Source organism: Pseudomonas sp. CHM02, assembly GCF_000612585.1.
GTDB lineage: Bacteria > Pseudomonadota > Gammaproteobacteria > Pseudomonadales > Pseudomonadaceae > Aquipseudomonas.
In genome coordinates this window covers 1-23,521 of the sequence record NZ_JFCA01000074.1, presented here as the reverse complement: position 1 = coordinate 23,521, position 23,521 = coordinate 1, and the positions used below count along the sequence as shown (strand labels likewise).

19 protein-coding genes and 2 pseudogenes are annotated in these 23,521 nt (G+C 54.4%); 14 read left to right on the top strand and 7 right to left on the bottom strand.

Annotated features, from left to right (window positions below):
* Positions 1-106: 106 nt before the first annotated feature.
* Both BM70_RS0129420 and BM70_RS0129415 read right to left on the bottom strand, forming a co-directional pair.
* Positions 107-1,600, bottom strand: coding sequence for a CoA-acylating methylmalonate-semialdehyde dehydrogenase (locus tag BM70_RS0129420; protein ID WP_025859339.1), 1,494 nt, complete (start codon positions 1,598-1,600; stop codon positions 107-109).
* 39 nt (positions 1,601-1,639) lie between these two features.
* Positions 1,640-2,989: an aspartate aminotransferase family protein gene (locus BM70_RS0129415; protein WP_025859338.1), complete on the bottom strand. Its 1,350-nt coding sequence runs from the start codon at positions 2,987-2,989 to the stop codon at positions 1,640-1,642.
* A gap of 125 nt (positions 2,990-3,114) precedes the next feature.
* Here BM70_RS0129415 and BM70_RS0129410 point away from each other — a divergent pair, with 125 nt between their 5' ends.
* From BM70_RS0129410 to BM70_RS0129385, 6 genes are all read left to right on the top strand, one after another.
* Positions 3,115-4,035, top strand: a complete 921-nt coding sequence (locus BM70_RS0129410; RefSeq protein WP_025859337.1) for a LysR family transcriptional regulator — start codon at positions 3,115-3,117, stop codon at positions 4,033-4,035.
* A gap of 88 nt (positions 4,036-4,123) precedes the next feature.
* Positions 4,124-5,518 carry a uracil-xanthine permease family protein gene (locus BM70_RS0129405; protein ID WP_025859336.1) on the top strand — a complete coding sequence of 465 codons (1,395 nt, stop codon included), beginning with the start codon at positions 4,124-4,126 and terminating at the stop codon, positions 5,516-5,518.
* An 87-nt stretch (positions 5,519-5,605) separates the two neighbouring features.
* Positions 5,606-6,265, top strand: coding sequence for a TetR/AcrR family transcriptional regulator (locus tag BM70_RS0129400; protein WP_025859335.1), 660 nt, complete (start codon positions 5,606-5,608; stop codon positions 6,263-6,265).
* 12 nt (positions 6,266-6,277) lie between these two features.
* On the top strand, positions 6,278-6,859 hold the full coding sequence (locus BM70_RS0129395) for a YigZ family protein (RefSeq protein WP_025859334.1): 582 nt from the start codon (positions 6,278-6,280) through the stop codon (positions 6,857-6,859).
* A 35-nt stretch (positions 6,860-6,894) separates the two neighbouring features.
* Complete coding sequence (locus BM70_RS0129390) at positions 6,895-7,581, top strand: SDR family oxidoreductase (protein WP_025859333.1); 687 nt, start codon at positions 6,895-6,897, stop codon at positions 7,579-7,581.
* 181 nt (positions 7,582-7,762) lie between these two features.
* On the top strand, positions 7,763-9,118 hold the full coding sequence (locus tag BM70_RS0129385; RefSeq protein ID WP_025859332.1) for an 8-oxoguanine deaminase: 1,356 nt from the start codon (positions 7,763-7,765) through the stop codon (positions 9,116-9,118).
* A 26-nt stretch (positions 9,119-9,144) separates the two neighbouring features.
* Here BM70_RS0129385 and BM70_RS31700 read toward each other — a convergent pair.
* Positions 9,145-9,921 (bottom strand): annotated as a pseudogene (locus BM70_RS31700) (calcium:proton antiporter); the annotation flags it as partial.
* Between the two features lie 1,000 nt (positions 9,922-10,921).
* On the opposite strand from BM70_RS31700, the gene BM70_RS0129375 reads away from it, so the two are divergent.
* Genes BM70_RS0129375 through BM70_RS0129360 form a run of 4 tightly spaced genes read left to right on the top strand, consistent with a single transcriptional unit; the run spans position 10,922 to position 17,189 of the window.
* Complete coding sequence (locus BM70_RS0129375; RefSeq protein WP_025859331.1) at positions 10,922-13,030, top strand: hypothetical protein; 2,109 nt, start codon at positions 10,922-10,924, stop codon at positions 13,028-13,030.
* Positions 13,030-15,204 (top strand): hypothetical protein, encoded by a 2,175-nt coding sequence (locus tag BM70_RS0129370; protein WP_025859330.1) that lies wholly within the window; start codon positions 13,030-13,032, stop codon positions 15,202-15,204. Before BM70_RS0129375 ends, BM70_RS0129370 begins: the two co-directional genes overlap by 1 nt.
* Complete coding sequence (locus BM70_RS0129365; protein ID WP_155952217.1) at positions 15,185-15,733, top strand: hypothetical protein; 549 nt, start codon at positions 15,185-15,187, stop codon at positions 15,731-15,733. The genes BM70_RS0129370 and BM70_RS0129365 overlap by 20 nt, the downstream gene beginning before the upstream one ends.
* Positions 15,726-17,189, top strand: a complete 1,464-nt coding sequence (locus BM70_RS0129360) for a tyrosine-type recombinase/integrase (RefSeq protein ID WP_025859328.1) — start codon at positions 15,726-15,728, stop codon at positions 17,187-17,189. The genes BM70_RS0129365 and BM70_RS0129360 overlap by 8 nt, the downstream gene beginning before the upstream one ends.
* Before the next feature lie 898 nt (positions 17,190-18,087).
* Here the strand turns inward: BM70_RS0129360 and BM70_RS31695 are convergent.
* A complete protein-coding gene (locus BM70_RS31695) occupies positions 18,088-18,552 on the bottom strand; it encodes a hypothetical protein (protein WP_025859326.1) in 465 nt (154 codons plus the stop codon).
* Positions 18,553-19,035: 483 nt separating this feature from the next.
* Between BM70_RS31695 and BM70_RS0129340 the strand changes: the two genes are divergently transcribed.
* Complete coding sequence (locus BM70_RS0129340) at positions 19,036-19,458, top strand: hypothetical protein (RefSeq protein WP_025859325.1); 423 nt, start codon at positions 19,036-19,038, stop codon at positions 19,456-19,458.
* Positions 19,459-20,040: 582 nt separating this feature from the next.
* On the opposite strand, the gene BM70_RS0129335 is transcribed toward BM70_RS0129340, so the two are convergent.
* Positions 20,041-20,475 carry a hypothetical protein gene (locus BM70_RS0129335; RefSeq protein ID WP_025859324.1) on the bottom strand — a complete coding sequence of 145 codons (435 nt, stop codon included), beginning with the start codon at positions 20,473-20,475 and terminating at the stop codon, positions 20,041-20,043.
* 65 nt (positions 20,476-20,540) lie between these two features.
* Positions 20,541-20,622 (bottom strand): annotated as a pseudogene (locus tag BM70_RS33740) (transcriptional regulator); the annotation flags it as partial.
* Positions 20,623-20,826: 204 nt separating this feature from the next.
* Here BM70_RS33740 and BM70_RS0129330 point away from each other — a divergent pair.
* A complete protein-coding gene (locus BM70_RS0129330; RefSeq protein WP_025859323.1) occupies positions 20,827-21,594 on the top strand; it encodes a hypothetical protein in 768 nt (255 codons plus the stop codon).
* A 38-nt stretch (positions 21,595-21,632) separates the two neighbouring features.
* Here the strand turns inward: BM70_RS0129330 and BM70_RS0129325 are convergent, their stop codons facing one another.
* Positions 21,633-22,040: a hypothetical protein gene (locus BM70_RS0129325; RefSeq protein WP_025859322.1), complete on the bottom strand. Its 408-nt coding sequence runs from the start codon at positions 22,038-22,040 to the stop codon at positions 21,633-21,635.
* Between the two features lie 272 nt (positions 22,041-22,312).
* On the opposite strand from BM70_RS0129325, the gene BM70_RS34095 reads away from it, so the two are divergent.
* Both BM70_RS34095 and BM70_RS0129315 read left to right on the top strand, forming a co-directional pair.
* Positions 22,313-22,828 (top strand): hypothetical protein, encoded by a 516-nt coding sequence (locus tag BM70_RS34095; protein ID WP_371262192.1) that lies wholly within the window; start codon positions 22,313-22,315, stop codon positions 22,826-22,828.
* A 283-nt stretch (positions 22,829-23,111) separates the two neighbouring features.
* A complete protein-coding gene (locus tag BM70_RS0129315) occupies positions 23,112-23,456 on the top strand; it encodes a hypothetical protein (RefSeq protein WP_025859320.1) in 345 nt (114 codons plus the stop codon).
* Positions 23,457-23,521: the final 65 nt, after the last annotated feature.

The following is a 23,521-nucleotide window of genomic DNA, read 5'->3' as shown; positions in this document are numbered from 1 at the left end:
TTCCAGAATCTGCCGTCAACACCTTTTTTCACATTTCTGTCATATCGGTCAAAAAGCCCCCAAAAACGCGAAAGCCGGCCCCAAGGGGCCGGCTTTCTAGCCAACCTTACAAGCTAGGGAAGGCAAACTGCGACGCTTCATGGCTGGCACGCTGTGGCCAACGCTGAGTAATCGCTTTGCGACGAGTATAGAAACGCACCCCATCCGGCCCATAGGCATGCAAGTCGCCGAACAGCGAGCGCTTCCACCCGCCAAAGCTGTGATAGGCCACCGGCACCGGCAGTGGGACGTTAACGCCCACCATGCCCACTTCAATCTCGTCACAGAACAGACGCGCCGCTTCACCGTCACGCGTGAAGATGCATGTACCGTTACCGTATTCGTGATCGTTGATCAGCTGCATCGCCGCTTCCAGGCTAGCCACCCGCACCACACAGAGTACCGGCCCAAAGATCTCTTCTTTGTAGATACGCATTTCTGGCGTCACATGATCAAACAGGCTGCCACCCAGGAAGAAGCCCTCCTCATGGCCCGCCACGCTCAGACCGCGACCATCAACCACCAACTTGGCGCCCGACGAAACACCGTCTTCTATATAGCCACTGACTTTATCCCGAGCCTGCCCGGTCACCAGCGGCCCCATATCCAGGCCGCACGAGGTACCCGCGCCGATCTTCAAGGCCTTGACCTGCCGCACCAGCTTGGCGATCAACGCATCCGCCACTTGGTCGCCCACGCACACAGCCACCGAGATCGCCATGCAACGCTCGCCGCAGGAACCGTATGCTGCGCCCATCAAGGCACTGACCGCATTGTCCAAGTCCGCATCCGGCATCAGCACCGCGTGGTTCTTCGCGCCGCCCAACGCCTGCACGCGTTTGCCGCGCTTGGTCGCTTCGGAATAGATGTACTCGGCAATCGGCGTCGAGCCCACGAAGCTCAGCGCTTTCACTTCCGGCGCTTCGATCAGCGCATCCACCGCGCCCTTGTCACCGTGCACCACGCTCAGCACGCCTTTAGGCAGGCCAGCCTCCTGCAGCAGTTGTGCAATCAATAGCGTTGAGCTCGGATCGCGCTCCGATGGTTTCAGGATGAAACAGTTACCGCAGACGATCGCCAACGGGTACATCCACAACGGCACCATCGCCGGGAAGTTGAACGGCGTAATACCGGCCACCACGCCCAGCGGCTGGAAATCCGACCACGCATCAATGTTCGGCCCTACGTTACGGCTGTACTCGCCCTTCAGAATCTCTGGCGCCGAGCACGCGTACTCAACGTTCTCGATCCCACGCTTCAGTTCACCGGCGGCGTCTTCCAGCGTCTTGCCATGCTCCTCGCTGATCAATTGGGAGATACGCGCTTCGTTCTGTTCCAACAATTGCTTGAAACGGAACATCACTTGGGCGCGTTTGGCCGGCGGGGTATTACGCCAGGCCGGGAATGCCGCCTTGGCCGCGTCGATCGCCTGTTGAATGGTTTCACGGCTGGCCAGCGGCACCTGGTGGATCACCTGGCCGGTGGACGGGTTGTACACGTCGGCACTGCGACCGCTGTCGTTGACCAACTCACCGTTGATCAAATGCTGGATAAGGCTCATGCAGGGCTCCTGAAAAGTTGTTCTATATAGAAGGAGAAATCAGTCGATCTTGTTCAGCACTTCGCCGACCGCATCGAACAGGCGATCCAAGTCCTGCGGCTTGCTGTTGAAGGTTGGCCCGAACTGCAGGGTGTCGCCGCCAAAACGCACGTAGAACCCGGCTTTCCACAAGGCCATGCCGGCTTCGAATGGACGCACGATGGCATCGCCGTCACGCGGGGCAATCTGGATCGCGCCGGCCAGACCGTAGTTGCGGATGTCGATCACGTTCTTGCTGCCCTTCAAGCCATGCAGCACATTCTCAAAGTGCGGTGCGACTTCGGCCACGTTCTGCACCAGGTTTTCCTTCTGCAACAGGTCCAATGCCGCCAGGCCAGCCGCGCAGGCCACCGGGTGCGCCGAATAGGTATAGCCGTGGGGGAATTCCACCGCGTACTCCGGCGTCGCCTGGTTCATGAAGGTTTGATAGATCTCGCTGCTGGCAATCACCGCGCCCATCGGGATCGCGCCGTTGGTGACTTGTTTGGCAATGCACATCAGGTCCGGCGTCACACCGAAGCTGTCGGCACCGAACATCGAGCCGGTACGGCCGAAACCGGTGATCACTTCGTCGAACACCAACAGAATGTTGTGTTGGTCGCAGATCTCACGCAAACGCTTGAGATAACCCTGAGGCGGTACGAGTACGCCAGCAGAGCCGGCCATTGGCTCGACAAACACCGCGGCGATGTTCGACGCATCGTGCAATTCGATCAACTTGAGCAATTCGTCGGCCAGCGCGATACCGCCCTGCTCCGGCATGCCACGGGAGAAGGCATTGCTTGCCAGCAAGGTGTGCGGCAGGTGGTCAACGTCCATCAGTCCCTGACCAAACAGCTTACGGTTACCGTTGACGCCGCCCAGGCTGGTGCCGGCGATGTTCACACCGTGATAACCACGGGCGCGACCGATCATCTTGGTCTTGGTGGCCTGACCTTTCAGGCGCCAGTACGCACGCACCATCTTCACCGCAGTGTCGGCGCACTCGGAGCCGGAGTCGGTGAAGAACACATGGTTCAGGTTGCCTGGGGTCAGGTCGGTGATCTTTTCCGCCAGTTGGAAGGACAGCGGATGACCGTATTGAAAGCCCGGCGAGTAGTCCAAAGTGCCCAGTTGCTTGGCAACGGCCTCCTGGATTTCCTTGCGGGTGTGCCCGGCGCCGCACGTCCACAGGCCCGACAACGAGTCATACACCTTGCGGCCTTTGTCATCCGTCAGCCAGCTACCTTCGGCGGCCACGATCAGGCGCGGGTCACGCTGGAAGTTACGGTTGGCGGTGTAGGGCATCCAGTGAGCGTCCAGCTTCAATTGGCTGGCCAGGGACGATGGGGCGTTTTCGGGCATGTTCATCAGCAAAACCTCGCAGGGCAAAAGGCAGCGTCGGGATTGAAAAGCGTTGTTGCAGCTAAATTGCCACGGCGATAAAGTCGGTGAAATTCAACTCTTCTAACCTTCAGTCAGGCCTTCACTAAACTATGAGCAGCCGTCGACCCGATCCCCTGGCCCAAGTCAGTGACTTCGATATTCGCCTGCTGCGTATCTTTCGCAGCGTGGTGGAATGCGGCGGCTTTTCAGCAGCAGAAACCGTGCTGGGCATCGGGCGTTCGGCGATCAGCCAGCAAATGAGCGACCTCGAACAAAGGCTCGGGTTGAGACTGTGCCAACGCGGCCGCGCTGGTTTTTCACTGACTGAAGAGGGCCGCGAGGTCTACCAGTCGGCCTTGCAACTATTAAGTGCCCTGGAAAGCTTTCGCACCGAGGTCAACGGCCTGCACCAGCATCTGCGTGGCGAACTGATCATCGGCCTCACCGACAACCTCGTCACCCTGCCCCATATGCGCATCACCCACGCGCTTGCGCAGTTGAAGGAGCGCGGCCCGGATGTGCAGATCCAGATCCGCATGATTGCCCCCAATGAAGTCGAACAAGGCGTACTCGACGGTCGCTTGCATGTCGGCGTAGTACCCCAGGCCAGCGCCCTGTCGGGGTTGGACTACCAGCCGCTGTACAGCGAGCGCTCCCTGCTCTACTGCGCGGTCGGCCACCCGTTGTTCTATGCCGACGACAAGCAACTGGACGATGTGCGCATCGATGCTCAGGACGCCATCGCCCCGACCTTCCGCTTGCCCGCCGAGATCCAGGCCCATTACCAGGCACTCAACTGCACCGCCAGCGCCTCCGACCGTGAAGGCATGGCGTTCCTGATTCTCACCGGCCGCTACATCGGCTACCTGCCTGATCACTACGCCAGTCTGTGGGTACAACAAGGCCGACTGCGTGCGCTGAAACCGGCTACACGGTTTTACGATTTAAGCCTCGCATCGGTCACGCGCAAGGGCCGTCGCCCCCATTTGGTGCTGGAAAGCTTCCTCGAGAGCCTGGCCGCAACGCGCTAACTCGGGCATTGCGCAAAAAGCTGAGCACATGGACAGCTTTTTGCAAGCGCACAAGGACCTAGAACCGTCCGACTCGAGTTTGCCCGCCATGCCACCAGAATCTTCCAGCCCCAGCGACCTGATCTACGGCCTCAACGACCGGCCCAAACCTGCCCCAGCCTTCCTTGCTGCACTGCAACACGTGTTGGCTGCCTTTGTCGGCATCATCACCCCGCCGCTGATCATCGGTTCAACCTTGGGACTCACCGCCCACTTGCCCTACCTGATCAGCATGGCGTTGATGGTTTCCGGTGCAGGCACCTTCATCCAGGCGCGTAGGCCATTTGGTATCGGCGCCGGGATGATCTGCCTGCAAGGCACCAGTTTTGCGTTTCTCGGCGCGGTGCTGTCGGCGGGCTTCCTGGTGAAGCAGCGCGGCGGGAGCCCGGAAGACATCATGGCGATGATCTTTGGCGTGTGCTTTTTCGGTGCTGCGGTGCAGATCGTGTTGAGCCGGTTCATCGGCCAACTGCGACGGGTCATCACGCCACTGGTGACCGGGATTGTCATCACCCTGATCGGCATCAGCTTGATCAAGGTCGGTATCACTGACCTTGGCGGCGGGTTCAACGCCGCCGATTTCGGCGCGCCCACCAACCTGGCACTGGGCCTGTTCGTGGTGCTGACGATCATTTTGCTCAACCGCTCCAACACCCCGTGGGTGCGCCTCTCGGCAATCATCATCGGCCTGGCGCTTGGCAGCCTCGCCGCCTGGTTCAGCGGCAAACTCGTGCCCCAGGCGCTGCCCGACCTGCCGCTGATCAGCGTGCCGATCCCGTTCCGCTTTGGTTTCAACTTCGACTGGAGCGCTTTCCTGCCGATCGCGCTGATTTACCTGATCAGCAGCATCGAGACCGTTGGCGACCTCACCGCCAACTGCATGATCGCCCGCCAGCCCATCAGCGGCCCCTCCTATATAAGCCGGCTAAAAGGCGGCGTACTCGGCGACGGCGTGAGTTGCATGCTCGCCGCCACTTTCAGCGCCTTCCCCAACACCACCTTCGCGCAGAACAACGGCGTGATCCAACTCACTGGCGTGGCCAGCCGTTACGTCGGCCTCTACATCGGCGTAGTGCTGTTTTGCCTGGGGCTGTTTCCGTTGATTGGCGCCGTGCTGCAGCAAATCCCCAAGCCGGTACTGGGCGGCGCAACCCTGGTGATGTTTGGCAGTGTGGCCGCCGCTGGCGTGCGCATCCTCGCCCAGGCACCGCTGGACCGGCGCAGCATGCTGATCATCGCCACCTCGTTTGGCGTCGGCCTGGGTATCGCCGCCCAACCGGGCCTGTTGCATCTGATGCCGATGCTGGTGCAGAACCTGTTTGACTCGGCCATCACCAGCGGCGGGCTGACCGCCATCGTGTTGTGCCTGCTGCTGCCGGAAAGCAAAGCCCCCGTGGCTGCCGCAAACAAAGCGCCGGAAAGCGACAGCCTGGAACCGCTTTGACGGTTTTATTGCATCAGGACTTGTCTGAGGCTTGAGGGTGGGTTATCTGTGCACACGTCGTCTCTATCGATCAGCACGGAAACCTCCATGAGCCTCGAAGTTCCTGCCCACAGCAACCAAGCCGGTAAACCCGCCAGCCGCATTCGGCAAAAGAACGAACAAGCGATTCTCCAGGCTGCTGAAGATGAGTTCGCGCGTCATGGTTTCAAAGGCACCAGCATGAACACCATTGCTGCCAGCGCCGGGCTGCCGAAGGCCAATTTGCATTACTACTTCACCAACAAACTGGGCCTGTATATCGCGGTGCTCAGCAACATCCTCGAACTGTGGGACAGCACCTTCAACGCGCTGACCGCCGAAGATGATCCGGCCGCCGCCCTCACCCGCTACATCCGCACCAAGATGGAGTTCTCGCGGCGCCACCCCCAGGCCTCGCGGATCTTCGCGATGGAGATCATCAGCGGCGGCGAGTGCCTTACCGAATACTTCAGCCAGGACTACCGCGCCTGGTTCAGCGGCCGCGCGGCGGTGTTCCAAGCCTGGATCGACGCCGGCAAGATGGACCCAATAGACCCCGTGCACCTGATCTTCCTGTTGTGGGGCAGCACCCAGCACTACGCCGACTTCGCCACCCAGATCTGCCGCGTCACCGGTCGCACCAAACTGACCAAGCAGGACATGGAAGACGCCGGCACCAACCTGATCCACATCATTCTCAAGGGCTGTGGCGTCAAGCCCGCCTATTAATCGAAGCGACTTATGCCTTTCACGCTCACCGGCCTTTGCGAGTTTCGCGAAGAAATACGCAAAAGCCGCTTTATCACCCTCGCCGCCCCGATCACCAGCGCGCAAGACGCCCAGGCGTTTTTCGAGCAGCACAGCGACCTGAACGCCACGCACAATTGCTGGGCCTGGAAACTCGCCGACCAATACCGCAGCAATGACGACGGCGAACCCGGCGGCACCGCCGGGCGGCCGATCCTCGCGGCCATCGAGGCGCAAGGTTTTGATCAGGTCGCGGTGCTGGTGATTCGCTGGTACGGCGGCATCCAACTGGGGACCGGCGGCCTCGCCCGCGCCTACGGTGGTGGCGCGAATAAATGCTTGCAAAATGCCGAACGCATCGAGCTGATCAGCCGTGTCCCGTTGAGCTGCGCCTGTGGGTTCGCCGAGCTGAACCTAGTGAAACTGCGCGTCGCTGACCTGGGCGGGCTGGTGGTCGAGGAAACCTTCACCGCCAACGGCGTCGAGCTGCAGCTCGCCTTGGGCGAAGCGCATATCGATACCCTGCAGACCCAGCTTGCCGACCTCAGCCGTGGGCGTATCCTGCTACAACGTTGAACACCCTGAACCGCGACTCTTAAAGGAAGCTTTTCATGTCTACGCCAAAAACCGCATTGATCATCGGCGCGTCGCGCGGGCGGGGCCTTGGCCTGGTCAAGCAATTGCTTCAGGACGGTTGGGACGTGACCGCCACCGTGCGTGACCCAAACAAGGCCGATGCCCTGAAAGCCGTTGGTCCGGTACAGATCGAGAAACTCGACATGGACGATCAGCAAGCCGTGATCGCCCTGAGCCAACGCCTCAAGGCGCGCACCTTCGACCTGCTGTTCGTCAACGCCGGCGTCAAGGGCCCCGCCAATCAAGAACCGGGGCTCGCCACCCTGGCGGAAGTCGGCCAACTGTTCTTCACCAACGCCGTCGCGCCGATCAACCTGGCCCAGCGCTTTGTCGGGCAGATCCGCAAGGACAGTGGTGTATTGGCCTTCATGAGTTCGGTGCTGGGCAGCGTGACCATCCCCGACGGCTCCGACCTGGCGCTATACAAAGCCAGCAAGGCCGCACTCAACTCCATGACCAACAGTTTTATCACCCAACTTGGCGATCACACGTTGACGGTGCTGTCGCTGCACCCGGGCTGGGTGAAGACGGATATGGGCGGCGAAAACGCGCACATCGACGTCGACACCAGCGTGCGCGGCCTGGTAGCACAGGTGAACGCCTATACCGGTAAAGGCGGCCATCATTTCATCGATTACAAAGGCGATACCATCGCCTGGTAGTTGGCAGCCCTGTGGGAGCGGGCTTGCCCGCGATGCTCTCAAGGCACCTCGCTCCTACAAATAGACCCGAACACAGACTACAAGTAGACTGTGCCCCTCGCCCTCACCGGCGACCCTGGATCAGCAGACAGGGCAACACTGAGCTGGCAAACCTGAACCCATCATTCAGAGGAGCCGGCCAATGCCTGCGACCCGTATCTGGTTAAAAAACCCCCGCGCGATTTTTACAGCCAACGGCCTCGACGCCCGTGGCGGCCTGGTGCTGCAAGACGGTGTAATCACCGAAGTGCTGGCCCTGGGAAAAGAACCTACACAGCCCTGCCCGCAAGTGTTCGACGCGCGTGAGCACGTGGTCCTGCCCGGGCTGATCAACACCCACCATCATTTCTATCAGACCCTGACCCGCGCCTGGGCGCCGGTGGTCAATCAGCCCCTGTTTCCCTGGTTGAAAACCCTGTACCCGGTATGGGCGCGGCTGACGCCGGAAAAACTCGCCCTCGCCAGCAAGGTCGCATTGGCCGAATTGCTGCTCTCGGGCTGTACCACAGCGGCAGATCACCACTACCTGTTCCCCGACGGCCTGGAAAACGCCATTGATGTGCAAGTCGACAGCGTGCGCGAATTGGGCATGCGCGCCATGCTCACCCGCGGTTCCATGAGCCTGGGCGAAGCCGACGGCGGCCTGCCGCCGCAACAGACCGTGCAGCAAGGCCAAGTCATCCTCGAAGACAGCCAGCGCCTGATCCGCGAATACCACGAGCGTGGCGACGGCGCGCAGATCCAGATCGCCCTGGCGCCCTGCTCGCCGTTTTCCGTCACCCCGGAAATCATGGAAGCCAGCGCCGAACTGGCCAACCGCCTGGATGTGCGCCTGCACACGCACCTGGCGGAAACCCTCGACGAAGAAGATTTCTGCCTGCAACGCTTCGGCCTGCGCACCGTGGATTACCTCGACAGCGTCGGCTGGCTCGGCCCGCGCACCTGGCTGGCCCATGGCATCCACTTCAACCCAGATGAAATTGCGCGCCTCGGCGCCGCCGGCACAGGTATCTGCCATTGCCCAAGCTCGAACATGCGCCTGGCGTCGGGCATCTGCCCGACCCTGGATTTGCTCGCAGCGGGCGCGCCTATCGGCCTGGGTGTGGACGGCTCCGCCTCCAACGATGCGTCGAACATGATCCTCGAAACCCGCCAGGCCCTGTATATCCAGCGCCTGCGTTATGGTGCGCAAAAGATCACGCCCGAAGGCGTGCTGGGCTGGGCGACCAAGGGTTCGGCGCAGTTGCTCGGGCGTACGGATATCGGCGAACTGGCCGTCGGCAAACAGGCCGACCTGGCGCTGTTCAAGCTGGATGAACTGCGCTTCTCCGGCAGCCATGATCCGATCTCGGCGCTGCTGTTGTGCGGCGCGGACCGCGCGGATCGGGTGATGATCGGCGGCAAATGGCGGGTGATCGACGGCCAAGTGGAAGGCCTGGATATGAAAGGCCTGATCGCCGATCACAGCCAGGCAGCGCGACAGCTGATCGCCGGCTGACACGGCTCCTGCAGTTGGCTGCGCGGTTACAGTCCCAGCAGCGACAGCATGATGAAGGTCGCGAACAACACGAAATGAGTCATCCCTTCGATGGCGTTGGTTTCGCCATCGTTGAGGTTGATCGCGCTGACGATCAGCGTGATAAATACCATCACCGTCTGCACCGGCGTCATCGCCATCTGGAACGGCTGGCCGGTGTAGAGCGCCATGGCCTCCATCACCGGCACCGTCAGGATCACCGTCGACAGCGATGCACCCAGCGCGATATTCACCACCGACTGCATGCGGTTCGCCAACGCGGCGCGCAACGCAGTCAGGATCTCTGGCGCTGCCGAAATCGCCGCGACCACAATTGCCGTGATCACCGGCGGTGCACCTGTGCCTTCGAGGCCCAGGTCCAACGTCTTGGACATCACCTCGGCCAGTGCGCCGATCACAATCACCCCAAACACCAATGTGCCGATGGAAAACCCCAGGTTGACCGGCGGCGCCTGCTCTTCTTCCGGCTGCTTCTTGCGACGTTTTTCCGGGTAGCTGTAGCTGAAGAAGTAACTGTGCGGCCCCACCTGCATGCGCAGGAACAGGGTGTACAACACCACCATCGCGCCGATGGTGAAGGCCGAGTAAATTTTCCAGTCGGCTTCGGGGATGAATTCCGGCACCACCATCGACACGCCCATGGCGGTGAGGATCATCACGCTGTAGGTGCGCGCCGAATCATCGTTGTAGGACTGTTCACCATGCTTGATGCCGCCCATCAACGCGGCCAGGCCGAGAATCCCATTGATGTCGAGCAAAATACTTTTCTAGACACATGAATTCATCTACAAGGTGTAACCCTATACGAATCAACAGCTTAGAAAACGATTTTGACACCTAAAACTTGACACCCATTTCCATGTGCTTCGGATACCCCAGACGGAAAAAACGCTGAATTCATCGACACGCCACCACCTCCCATAGGCTGAGAACGGAAGAGAGATCTCACAATGATCGATATGAGTTCATCGTGGCCAGGTTGCCCATCACCTCGGATTGACGGGTGAGAAGCCCTAGCCCACCGTCCATCGCCTTTGCCCCCCCCACAGATCACCAATCTCAAGGGTGGACAGCAGGCGCATATCGCAGTGTTGTGTGCGGCGAGGCGCGGGATGTCCAGTCACACCTGAAAAAAATCACGGTTGCGCTGGACGTGATTCAAGCCGATTCGGAGCCTAACATTAGACTCGATACCACAAGCTAGGGGCTGAACACCAACCGGACTAAATATATGCGGAGGTAGCGCTTGTATTCCGTAGAACACGGCGACGGATAAATCGATAATTGGTTCAAACTCTAAGTCAATATTGATTTAATTAATGCCCCGCCAGCAGTCCCGGCAAAGAGCTATTAGAGACCACTTGGTTGAGGATGACCAAGCAATCGCTCAGTGAAATGCTGCCTAGGAACTGAGTACACTGGGAAGCAGCAACCGCCTTCCTTGCGCTCACCCAAGCTTAGGTATGCCGATAACGACGAACCCTCTCGTCCAGCCTAATCCTTACCCCCCGGCGTATTCGCTGATCAGCGTCCAGGCCGGCAACTCCTTATCAGCGAAACACAGACCAACAGATATACCAAACAACATATCAATTGTCGGCCAACCTTTCACTGTGACGTGAGGCTAATGCAAAATCCCGTCCCGAAATACATGTAAGAGTATACTTTTAATACACTCTTTAAAACTTTAGAAGCACGCACGAAAGTTCTTGACCAGAGCAACCAGATCATTACGCTATGCCGCTTTCAACGTAGGATCTCATTATGCTTACCTACCAAGTGCAGGATGATCGCATCACATTCAAGTGGGATGATGATGAATGTATTCACGACTACAGGATTTCTACTATCCACACTCCATCGTGGATCGACAAAGAAGTGCTCTATAAAGTAGCCGATGCGGTTAGGGTATTATGCATCACTGGAGAGACTACTAGCTATTCAGGACGCTTCCGGGCAAGTAGATATATCTTCAACCACGTTACCAAGTTCCGGTTAAAGTTCCCACCTGCGGAAGATGACTGGAGCAACTTCATACTTACACACTACTCCCATCACCTCTACAACAAAGATCATAAGCCCAAAACCCGATATGACCATTGGAACGCGGTGGCGTTTGTTTACAAAAAACTGAGACGGGATGGATTCATACCGGAAGACACATTCATCCCAGATGCAAAAGCGAATTCCGTCAGTCAACCGGAGAATATGTCTCAACCGGCTGGTTACGGGACTGTGCACACGCCTATTCCCAAAGGGCCACGATTTCTGCTTCCCAAAAAATACCTTGTGGAAGAAGGCTTGAGTTTTGAAGATGACGTGTACCTACTTAATCTTAAGAACACTCTCGAGACAAGGGCCGATGCCATTGTCGAATGCTCGGTAGACTACTGGAATCGAATGCTAAGATGCCACGCCCGAGGTGATGAGCTATGTAAGAACATCTCGAACGACGAAATCGAGGCGGTGCTTGAGAGCGGACAATTCAGCAGAAATGGGATGCATCTTGCGCATCCAGATTCGCCTACAGGTATTAACTGGTTTCTAGCCGTCGCTCGATATTACGCCGAACAGACTGACGAGCTTAAATCGATGACATTCGATGACCTGCAAGAACTACCTTTCTTCAGGCCCGTCATCTACAACTCCCATAGCAAGCCAAAACTTAGGGCACGACTATGGGAGGCTGCCGGCGACGACTGTATCGATAACAATACAGTTAACGAAACTTTCAACCGACTACTCGGCTACTTGTCACCCAGAGACTGCGCAGTTGCAAGTGCGATCATTGCATCAGAAAACCCTTCGTTCAATCCATCATCACTGACCAACATAAGGTTATACCGACGAGACGGAAAATTCTATCTACGCGGCAATAGTGACACCAAGCGAATAACAGTCAGCGTTAGCAAACCTCGCGCGCAGTCACGCAAGGTCTCTGTACTTCCCCCATTGAGCACTCGGATCGTTATGGATGTGATTCGGTGTACAAACATGCCAAGACGACGCCTTTTATCGGAGGGTAAGAGTGGGTGGAGGAAGCTGTTCCTTGTCTCGAGCAGAAACCAAATTGGCTCCAGTCCTAACTTTGCAAAAACCTTGACTACAAATGCTGGACTCTCTCTGCACGATTTATATAAAGATGAACTAGACAAAGTAGGCGTAACTCCAAGCATGGTCAATCTCTACACGATCCGATGCACTCAAGGGATTTTGGAGTTTTTGCGTACTGGTAGTCTCCAGGCCGTAGCGGACATGCTGGGTAACTCTTTGCAGGTGGTCAGAGATAAATATATTCCGGCCTGGATGGTTCATCGATGGGCGACGAGGTTTTTCAGGGTGCTACATCAAAAGGTCATCTTAGTAGCAACAGAGGGCGAGCCTTGGCAGTTAGCTGCATCTGACTTTAGCACTCGAGAAGAGCTACAGGCTTTTGTCCGACGGATACTATTAGGCCTTAAGAAGGGAGATCCCTTAAGCGAAGCCTTACGCTCGAAGCTGGGTCATTACTCGCCTGACCCCAGCTCTCTAATTGAAATGTTTGTAGAGCGCGAGCTGCTATTTGATCGGAGTGCGGGTAGCCTTGCCGCGATCTACGCATACGCAGATGCCGTCGATAAGCTTGCACCAGAAGAACGCTTAGTGATCGATGAGCGAACTAGCGTGCCCTTATGGATCTTCCCGGTGCTCAGGGATTTAGTAGCGAAAACAATTTCCCTCGATTTCGATAGCGCATCTAACGCTGAGATGGCTATTGCGGGCAGGGTTTCGGGCGACTCCATAAGTGAACTCCGAAAATCGCATGCTCGTGCGACCATCCTGAAGCAAGACCTTCGTCCGCTAGTCTCCCTTTCCGATTGGAAGGCCATCTAATGGAAGACTTTTCATTCGACGAACGTCGTATCAAAGCGATGATCGAGCACGCGGAACGGCAAATCAAAATCTATAAAAGAAGCCACAGCTATCAAGCAGATTGGCTGGTAAGAGGTGGGATCGGAAGTCAGGAATGGCTGGTCAGTTTTCCAGGTGGGTCAAAGCTTCAGTGCATGAGCTTTGATCGCTTGATGGCGGACGGCACCAACCTCACCGACGACGCTAATAAGCTGCTGCTGGAAACGGTGCAGAAATGGTTATTTCACTGTCGCATGGGCACCATTACAGGTAAACCAGTCGCGGAAGGTCGATGGATCACATACTTTAGCTTCGCTATGAATTTGGCGGCACGCGCCAATCTTTATAAAGATACTTATGAAACCAGTACGCATGGCTTCAGGCTCTTCGATGAGGACGCCTGCAAAGCTATCGCCGAAACTTTCAGTCAGGGTGGATGGACTGCTGCTTTGTTGTTGAAGGAGCGTTTCATTTCACACCTGCTCGATATCTTACCTGTCTCCTTCTCATTAGAAGATCTTATATCAGACCCGGACGCCCTGCCAGTTGAGCTCACAAGAGAAGCGATTTCCTACTTTACTCGAAATGATCTCTATGTCTCCAGCGCCCAAAACAGCACCTATGATAAAGGATTGCTGTCAAGAGACTATATTGGCTCCATTCTCGGTCGACCTTCAACGTCTCTGCATAATGCAAATTTTCGACTGTTCATTAGGCAGTTTGAGCCGGCCTTAGCCCATGACGACTTACTACAAAGAGGTGTACGAGCAAACCTTCACAGCACTCAAAATACTAAGACAATAGATGAAGCAGCTGACGGGGCGATGGGCATCAGCTCTTTTATGGATACCATGTCGTGCCTAAAATTATTTTTCCAAGGCCATGATATTCTGCCCGAAGACATCCCCGACATTAAACTGAACATTGATCAACTTGTTCTTGATTACAAGCCACACTTGAAGCCAGGTGGCCACACCAAATTGCTACCTCTTGATATTGGCTTCAAATGCCTGAATCAGGCCTGCAAATGGATAACCGTCTACGGAAATGCCATAGTTGAGTCTCTGATTTTTTACATCGAGCAATTCGTCTCTATTGACGAAGACAATTCATTGTCGAAACAGTCCGTAAAAAAGAACGAGCTCTTCCAGAAAACAAAACACCTTTGGATGACGAGAGGTATGGAAAACCTACCTGCCCAGCCGCTATTCCAAGCGCTCAACATAAGCAGGCTCCAAACCAAAGAGAAGAAAAATTTCCCTGTAGATAAAACCAACTACAAAATGGTGATGGAATCTTTTTATGGCGCTTGCGCCATAATTATCGGCATCGTAAAACCTATTCGGAATACTGAGCTTAGTACCCTTGAACGTAACTGCCTATCTACTGACCAGGGCAACAATGGCGCTTTTATGGGCCACATGGTTGGCAAAACTGGGGAGTTGGGTGCAAACGACTTCATTGAGCGCCCTATTCCCTACGTTGCTGCCCATGCCATCCAGCTACTCCAAGTGCTCGGCGAAAAGCTAGCAGATATCTATGGAGATGAATCGGAGTACGCAGGGAGGCTGTTTTATATTCCGGGCAGAGGATTCAAATGCCCTAGTGGCGAAATTCCCGAATGGAAAGTAAACTTGTGCATTAATACTTTCTGTGATGCTATCCAACTGCCCGTCGATAAAATAGGTCGGCGATGGTATGTGCGCATTCACGAGATGAGAAAATTCTTCCTCCTGCTCGTACATAGACACGTAGGAGATTCAGGGAAAGAATTGCTGAGGTATATGGCAGGTCACTCCAATAGGAAGCATATTGATGATTACACAGATTATGAACCGTCAGATTCGGAAGCCGTCCGATATGAATCCGAATGCATCGACGACAAGCTCATTGCTCTTGAAAACGGCTTGCTGTCCAAAGATACAAACCAAGGGCTTCTAGCGCTTTACATAGAAGCCTTGAAGCACTTCAAAGCCACCAGCATCGCCTCGATTAGTAACAAGGAATTGCTCAAATACCTAGACAAAATGGTGCAACAACCTGAGTTCGATATGACCACATATAAAGTCAGGCTTGAATCTTACGACGAAGAAATCTACACCATTGATTTCGCCATTTGCCTAGGAGGCCAAAAAGATGAGAGATACAACAAATAAAAATCTCCACTCTCGTCACACTTGGCTTTCACAGGTGCTATCTAAAGAAATTACACCGTCGAAAGCCCAGCTTCGAGCCCTATCCTCGATGCGAGGCTTCTGCAAACTCGATATCGCTGGCTGCTTCACATCGATTTCGCTCAACTCCCTGAAGCAAGCGGCTAAGGTCGCACAGTTTGGCATCTCTGGGTCAAGCCTGTGGGACAACATGTTACAGATGAGATCCAGGGCATTTGCCCTGTTGACTCCCAAGGTTAACCCGGCGCCTGCACCTAACCTTCCTTCAGACAAGGATCAGGCACGCATCGCGCTGCTGGAGGCTCACATCGCCTCGATGGCGTACTTTGACATCCTGACTTTCCTAGAGCGTATTGACCCTCAGAGCAACCGTAGCGCTGACGAAATCCGCGCAACCATCAGACTTAAAGTCAAAACATCCAAGGCCAAATATCAATCTTTCCTGATAAGCGACCAGATATTTTCTTCAGAGAAAATGAAGGTTATCGACGGCGGCAAAAAGGATGGGTAAGCAACTCTACACGGAATATGAATCCGTAAGCCTGCCAGACAAAGCTATGCCGATTCGGAAGGCTGGGACGTTCATTGGAAAGTCACGCACTATCGAAAACTTCGTACTTATTCGCTGGCCTAACGGTAGGCCGTGCAACCTTGCCAATCTATGGATCGCTGAGATCTGCGCGTCCACAGGCGCCAGAGATTCTGCGCGGGTAGACGCAGCGCTCATTACGCACTTCATTCGCTCTTGCTCTGTCAAGAGCATTCAATTCAGCAATTTCAACGAAACTAATTTTAAGGATTTTACTGAACAGCTAGTTCAAGAAACCAGGTCTACCCTTCGTGGTATCGCACCAGCAAGGAATAACAATCGCACCAGGCTAATCCAGCACACCACGCTTAACTTTTTGCACTGGCTAACAGAAAACTATCCAGATCTTTCTAAAACGCCGTTGGTAGGCCTAAAGAATAGTGGTGCAAATATCACGATATCTTATGAGATAAATCCCAAAACCAAGCGATCCTACATGGTTCATCCCCTGCTTGTAGCTCCCGTGCCGTACAACGATGACAAGGTGGCAATAGACGAACACATCATCCAAAAAATCCAGGATGAGATTTTCCGGAAGCGAGACTGGGAGGATCTGCCTGCTAGCTCCAAGCTTAAATCAATCAGTGACCTCGAACTCTACGATGCTACCAGTGTGTATCTATACGAGCGGCGGATGTTCACGTTAAGAATGATGAAACTCACAGGACTACGTCCTGAGGAGCTATTTGACCTCGACCTTCAGCTCAATCAAAACATTTCGAATACACTAGAGATTGTGATCCCCACTAAAAAGCGCGGAACTCCGGCACCGTTACGCCGTTTTAAAATCAATGCTGCAGATGCAAGGCGGTTTGAAATTTACGTTGAAGCCAGGAAAGCTTACATTGACTTCCTAGCAGATCGTAAAATTTTTTTCGACCAGCCCAACAATATATTCCTAGGTGAAAATGGTAGTCGATTGAAAAAAGAGTCAATCACTAAGGAGTTTGACCGACTGTGTTTAGGTGCTGGTTTGTCAGGCACCCGCGTTTGCCTGTCCATGTTTAGACATCGTTTTGTCACGCGTCAAATCAATATCAGGCTGGAGGAAAGATTCGCCCAAGCCCCCGCTCTAAAGAAAGGGTGGACGCCGGCGCTGCGAGACGATGTTTGCGCAGAGGTGGCACAACTCACCGGGCACTCTGACCCTGAATCTCTCCATCATTATTTTCACGCTGAATACAAGGCGCTCACGTCGAGCTCGACCTACAGTTCGATGCTTGAGGCCCAGGACGAACTGGACTCTGTTAAAGACACGCTCACTGCTCTAGAGCATAAATCCAAGCTGCAAAAAAATGATCTGTCGGTTGAGATCCAAAACCTCAAAGCTCTGGCCGAAAAGCTGGAAATGCGGCTAAGCAACCGCGAGAGTGCTTAGTAGTGCTTCTACACCACCCGACCGGCCTGTGAACCAGAGTTATCACGGTGCCATACGCTACCGGTGTGCGGTTACCGATACCTGGGAGAATAGTCAGATGCGAATAGTCCGTACGCTATGGGATCTCATAAGCAAAGACCACCGCCCTCAGCGTGAGATTGAGCGCGAACGTGCGTTCATCCAAGCCGCGAACAGCCTCAAGACCCTCAGGGTGACGCCGGAAGGGGCCATGTTCATTGATCCAGAAGAGTTCCGGGAGCAAATTGTCTCCGCACGTGAGCAGTTGAAGCGCATCGTACACGACCCAAGAGCGCTTGGCGGGCCGTTCCAAGCATCTGAGAGCCATAGGGCGGATGAGGGCGCGGGTTTCGCAGTGGAGGCTCCTGTGGAGCCAATGGACTGCATTGAGGTCGTGGCCTGGCGTAGGCTTTCCAGTGGCGCTGCATTGCGCTACGTGTGCCTCCAGTCTACAAGCACGGGGCGATCCGCTGTCGCTACAGCCAGTCTGTTCACAGAGGCCATGGAGAGTCTCCCGACGTGGGTCGACGGCAATACCAATAGGCAAGTTGCTACTGCCCTCCAGAGCAGTGAGATCCGCTGGTTCGGTAGTGTGAGTGAGGCGATGAAGGCTTGGGATGCGGAGCTACGATGACCCTGCACCTTCGCTCAGGGCGTGCCCCTGCGGGTAGCGGCTGTCGTGAACCGAGCCTTGGCAAAGCCTGCGTCTCGGCCCTTCGGGCTTCCATCCCTCACGCCTGCGCGCTCCGCTTGCCATGCCTACCAGGCACGTGATCACCTGCCTTCGGTTCGAGCGGTCGCACACCCTGTGCTACATCCATACTTTAATGGACTGATCGCTTTCGCATAGCTGAGGGTAGGCATCCACCCCTCTGGTAGTTCAAGCTTCGAAAAAAGCACGACAGGCTTCCATCAAAGCAGTCGCATCATGGAAAGCTCGGTGGTGCCTAGTTGTTGGCAGTAGGCGATAAATGTCACTAGCCGCCTCCCTACCCACCAACACCTCCAAAGGCTTCAACTCGAAGGTAGGCATCAGATCTGCGGCCTCGAAAAGTACATCGAACCAAAAACTGTCTTGAGGTGAGTCGCTGCAAAGCACTTGGCCTGAAAACAGCTGATTCATATTTCTCGCCACAGAGACTGCGGTATCACCTTTCTGATGTAACTGATCTTGAGAGAGACCGTGCATGTCTTGCGCATCAAACGACCAGTGCGTCCAGTAACGCGCTGGCGCGATCAGAGAGCTGAAGGACGTCTCACTGGACACGACAGCAACTTCAATCGGATAGCTGTCAGGAGCTATTCCAGAGGCTTCAAAATCAATAAAAAAAGAAGGCCGTTCCACCTTGCTGCTCCTGTTTGAAGGTTGCGACTGTCCCCGCACAGCCTTGGGAAAGACGGTCTTGATAAGCTTGAAGTCGTCCCTAACAAAAGGCGGTTACGTCGTAACGGTATGCTCCCAAGATACTGATTTCTCGTCGGAAAACCAAAAAACATACCCTTCATAACCTTGACCAACTGCACCCCATGGTCTTCATTTCTCGCAATCACCCAAGAGAGATGCCGGCATGACCTTTTCACCCTTGTTTCGCCCCGAAAGCGCCCCCGTAACACTCGATGACACCTGCAATTACCTCGTGTTGAGCGCTCTCCAGTGAAAAGACGCCAACCTTGAGGTAATGACAAAGGTAGCCAAGCAGGGCTTCGCCGTCCTTGGCCCTCCGGGCTTCCATCATCACGCCTGCGCGCTCCGCCTGCCCAGTTGCATGACAAATCAGAGTCTCCCCAGACAGTCCAGTCGCGAACTTAGCTCAGTGAGAGGTCACCAATGCACCAGTCACCATACGTGATACATCGCGAAATCCTCCTCAATGGCATGTATGGAACAGCCTATCTGCTGCAAGAGTTCGTCCTCTATCAGCTTGATCCTGGTAGGTACACATTCGACATTGATGAGCATCACGGAGGGTTCGACAGCGTCCATCTTCAGATCTATCAGGATATGAAGCAGTGGTACTGGGACAACGGCCCATCAAGCGCTGGCTTCAAAGATGTCGCCGAGGCACTTCAAGATAGGTACACCACGCAAGCCCAAGAGAATCTTGAGGAGCTGTATTTCCTCCGAGCGATGCAGCCAAGTGATTTTCCTGCTGAGCCTGGCGAGATACCTGCAGACTCTCATAGGCATGCAGTTGAGCGAGCTGAGCTGTTTCACAGGGAATATGTCGGCAAAGGGTTCATCGACCGGTAGACGCAGTCTAGCGTTCCCCTCCACCCAACCAGACATGGGGCAAAACCGATGGCATGGCTATTTTGGAAAGACAAACGCTCTGACTGGGTACAGGCAGAAGAACGAGAGTTCATCAAAGCTGTGAACAGCCTTCAAACGCTGCAGACAACTCCTCGTGGCGGGATGAGGATTGATCCTGAAGAACTAAGAGATCAGATCCTTGCGTCACGAGAACGGTATAAAGAACTGGTGAAAAGATAGCAGTATCGAGTGGTCAACCACCTGGGTGCTTCAAATTGCGCAGACAAGATTTTTGAGGGTGTGTCAGATGGAATTCTGACTCAATGGCGCCATGGCCCCCATGTCGGCGGGTTCTCAATTATATCGATTGAGGTACTGAGCTCGTACTGCATGCGCTCAAAAACCCTGTCCAGAGTCGGGTGGGCTTTTGACTCTCTTACAGCTCGCGGCCCTGCGCTAAGTGCATTTGAACGTCGCAGTACACTGTGTCGTCATCATCTGTCATACCCATCTGATTCTCCACATAGCTTGTGGTTAATGCTTGCCCTTCGAGAGCGGAAGGCGCACTACTCGCAACCCTGGTCAGCCAGAGGCCGTCGTCTCACTCCTGATGAGTTGCTCCAGCACTCGTTTTAGGAATCGGCGTTCCTCACCATAGAAGAATGCAGAGGAGTCGTGGATCGCCAGGTGCTTGATGTCCAGCTCCCACTCGCAGTACCAAGCGTCTGGCTTGTCGACATAGATGCGAGGTCGGGCGGGGAATTGATCACCGGTGATGTCAACGATCAGTCCATCGACCTCAAGCCAGGCATGCGAAGAGCCCTCCTTCACCCCACAAACGTAGAAGAACTCACCGACACCCAAGGTATTGAAATAATCGCCCATGAGTTCAGAAATGATTCCGCAGCACCCGCTAGGGTATCCCTGAATGTGCATCGGAATATCGCCAGTCTTGATGACAGCCTCGACTGCCGTTCTGAAGGCATTTGCCAACTCAAACACTGATGAACAAAGCACTTATTCTCTCCATGAAGAAGGGCACCGTCGGCCCCTCCATTCGTACTAAAACTATTCAACTGAGCCAACCAGCTCTCGACTGTGTGAGCCGTACTCAGCTTTCCACTCCTTCAGAACTTTATGGTTGCTACCTTTCGTCTCAGCTACATGAAAGATGAGAGGGTCACCGGTCTGCTCTGTCTCAGAGCGCTCCACATTGTCATCGTATCGGTAATACACCACTCCAGAATGGCAATACTTTTGGAACACATCATCGACCGTTCCTACCAAATTCTCGAATGGGATACCAGTTCCGGATATTGATGCACTTCCGCTTTGCTGAGAAAATCAGTTTTTTGATATGGAAATCTTATGCGCACCGCTCTACATCGAATCACACGTCAGGTACTGACCGCCGCTCGGTATGAGGAATTTTATGGCAAGCCCGTCGACGGGGAAGGTAATGAGCGGCACCGTGATTATGCGCTTTGCGACATCTGTGACCAGGACGTTTACCTACGCGCAGAGCATAGCCAGTACCGCATACCTAATTTCAGCCATCTAGGTAATAGCAGCTTTTGTCCTGCCAAGGATTTTAACGCTGAGGCATATCGAAGGCTCAATCCTGTCGACGCTGACCCACAAGCAGCACTCGCACTTAAAACAGCATTCTTCACCACTTGGAAATTTCACTGGGTAGAGTTCAATCGGATCATCCAGTACGCCTCGGTTTTCGATTTCAGCAAGGTACTCAAATACGCTAACCGCCATGGGATGTGGGGTTACCGGGGCATGCGCGTTCAAGATGTGTTGGCTGTGCTGCTGACCCTCATGGACTTTATGCCCTTGCCGAAAGAGAAGCGCTATCTTCGGGATTACGGCTTCAGATTTTTCTACAAAGGTAGCGTCTCAAACACCAACGAATATTGGAATTTACCCGAGAGCACACGGAGTCTCATACAGGTGAAATACGAGTTTCCGGGGAAAACGAGCACGTTCCAAGAAGTGAACATTTCCTCCAAGAATGACGTGATTTTTGATCCGGAATTTTTGACTGGTGTTTACTTGGAGGAACCGCCCGTACATTCATTCGTTGAGAAATTCATGACGAAAGAGTTTCCAAACCTTGTTGGTCGATAAAACGGGATAGATTGCGCGACGTAGCAGCTGGTACTCGCTCAATCGATTCCTCGTTTACGTCTGGCAGTCCTGTGCTGCTGCAGGTGCCGCATCTCTGATTCCCAACAAGCCAGGAATTTATACCAGTCCGCAGCGTAAGGCCCATCTAACAATCTGGTCGACCCGATACTCGCCTGATTGAAGCGCTCCCTCCAGGGCTGGGGGATAGCCTGCTCCAAAATGATGTCGATTCCGGAGTGGTGATACTGCACGGTGACACAATCCCGAAGCTGGTTGAGCTCAAGTGCCTTGTCAGCATGAGGGGAGTCTTTTCGCTCTTGAAGTTCAAGGTCATCAAGAATGGATAAGGGATCGAACGCCTTCGAATCGCCTGGAGATATGTTCGCAAGCATCCACAAAGCTTTTCGTCTCTTGGCCTCCAGTTCGCGAAGTTCATCGTCGGGCATTTGAGTCATCTCTTGTTGGCGTTGATGGCATGCCGCCTGCTGCGTCAGGCTGCCGTGAATCGAGCCCCGCCAAGGCGTGTCTCGCCCCTGCGGGCTGGCATCCCTCACGCCTGCGCGCTCCGCTTGCTTGGTGTCTGAGCCTCTGTGAAGCATAGATCGCAACGCATCCTACCCTCATGATTCGGAGCTCGGCATCGCTATTCGAAGCGTTCTGTTATCGTTCTAAAAGTAAGTTAGTCGCTCTTAGTCATCAGCCTTCTGGGGAGCCGGGATTGGACACAACTCAACGCGTACCAGGCAGAGCCTACCAAACGGTTCGCGATCCTGAGCGCCTGCTCATTGAAGAGCGCGCCGAAGCTCTCTCAGCCGCAGGATATCCGCTGCCAAATGATGATCCGGCTATGTACGCTGAGCAAAGACTGAAAGAGGCCAGAGCGGCAGCTCTTTCATCTCAGGTAGGTAGCGGCAGCCAAAACACTGCGGCTGAGCTCTCCGCGAGAGAGGTATGCCAAGTATTGCGGGAGGTCACCTTCGAGCGACGGACGATGACCAAGGTAGGCCAGGCGTCTTGGGAAGAGGTTTATGATGGCCATTTCGTGGTGAGCATCGAAGGTTGGCGGATATCGATCTACAACGACTGTGACACGCTCGATTACTGCGAAGAATGCATCAGCCCAGATGGGCGTCGTTGGTCGTTTGACTCGGGAGATCGCTTTGGCACAGATCCCATTGCGCTGCTTAGCGCTTGGGAACATCAGACACTCGAACAACTGTTGAAAACCTTGTAGGTGCAATTGTCATTTCAGCCTGCCATTACGATAGATTGGGGTCGTCGTAATCTCCTCTAAGATTTTATGAAAATTAAACGTGAGCATGCCTCACCTTTCACAATGTTATTGGCGCAATCGCTAGCACGGAGCTATTTATGTGGATTTTGAACTCGGGGAGGAAACATTTTTTAGAGTTTCTTCGCAATACGTCAATTCAGTTTTTCCTTATGGTGCTGGTTGCCATATCCGCAGGAAAAGCTAATACGCTCATAGCAAAACAGCGCTATGGAGACGCAGCACCATGGGGTTGATTTGCTTCCTCATATTCTTGTTACTTTATCTGGCCGCCCACGCAAACATTAAAAACTTCTTTATAGAGTTTAGGGCTGGGGCAACCCCCGGTCTTGATCCGTATATTAAGAGTTTGGCTGGGCAAGACCTCAAGCGTAAGAATCGTCTGACTTTCGCTTATCTACTGAAATACGGAAAGTCAGCTTTCATAGAGGCATGCGTGCTGGTAGTAGGTATTTACTTTGTCATGATATTCGGATTTTTCTATTCCGTTGAAAATGCGCAAAGCTTTATGACTAAGGAGGACGGCAAAGGCGCTTCCCTATTTAAAACGGGTCGCCTTGAAGAAAAATAAAACATAGCGATGAGTTCGGGCTGTATAGCATTCGATGGCACGTCTTCGAGTTTTTTTGGACGGAG

Bases quoted from the DNA above. Each gene is read 5' to 3' on its own strand.
- BM70_RS0129420 (WP_025859339.1), bottom strand. From the start codon at position 1,600: ATGAGCCTTATCCAGCATTTGATCAACGGTGAGTTGGTCAACGACAGC.
- BM70_RS0129415 (WP_025859338.1), bottom strand. From the start codon at position 2,989: ATGAACATGCCCGAAAACGCCCCATCGTCCCTGGCCAGCCAATTGAAG.
- BM70_RS0129410 (WP_025859337.1), top strand. From the start codon at position 3,115: ATGAGCAGCCGTCGACCCGATCCCCTGGCCCAAGTCAGTGACTTCGAT.
- BM70_RS0129405 (WP_025859336.1), top strand. From the start codon at position 4,124: ATGCCACCAGAATCTTCCAGCCCCAGCGACCTGATCTACGGCCTCAAC.
- BM70_RS0129400 (WP_025859335.1), top strand. From the start codon at position 5,606: ATGAGCCTCGAAGTTCCTGCCCACAGCAACCAAGCCGGTAAACCCGCC.
- BM70_RS0129395 (WP_025859334.1), top strand. From the start codon at position 6,278: ATGCCTTTCACGCTCACCGGCCTTTGCGAGTTTCGCGAAGAAATACGC.
- BM70_RS0129390 (WP_025859333.1), top strand. From the start codon at position 6,895: ATGTCTACGCCAAAAACCGCATTGATCATCGGCGCGTCGCGCGGGCGG.
- BM70_RS0129385 (WP_025859332.1), top strand. From the start codon at position 7,763: ATGCCTGCGACCCGTATCTGGTTAAAAAACCCCCGCGCGATTTTTACA.
- BM70_RS0129375 (WP_025859331.1), top strand. From the start codon at position 10,922: ATGCTTACCTACCAAGTGCAGGATGATCGCATCACATTCAAGTGGGAT.
- BM70_RS0129370 (WP_025859330.1), top strand. From the start codon at position 13,030: ATGGAAGACTTTTCATTCGACGAACGTCGTATCAAAGCGATGATCGAG.
- BM70_RS0129365 (WP_155952217.1), top strand. From the start codon at position 15,185: ATGAGAGATACAACAAATAAAAATCTCCACTCTCGTCACACTTGGCTT.
- BM70_RS0129360 (WP_025859328.1), top strand. From the start codon at position 15,726: ATGGGTAAGCAACTCTACACGGAATATGAATCCGTAAGCCTGCCAGAC.
- BM70_RS0129340 (WP_025859325.1), top strand. From the start codon at position 19,036: ATGCACCAGTCACCATACGTGATACATCGCGAAATCCTCCTCAATGGC.
- BM70_RS0129330 (WP_025859323.1), top strand. From the start codon at position 20,827: ATGCGCACCGCTCTACATCGAATCACACGTCAGGTACTGACCGCCGCT.
- BM70_RS0129325 (WP_025859322.1), bottom strand. From the start codon at position 22,040: ATGCCCGACGATGAACTTCGCGAACTGGAGGCCAAGAGACGAAAAGCT.
- BM70_RS0129315 (WP_025859320.1), top strand. From the start codon at position 23,112: ATGGGGTTGATTTGCTTCCTCATATTCTTGTTACTTTATCTGGCCGCC.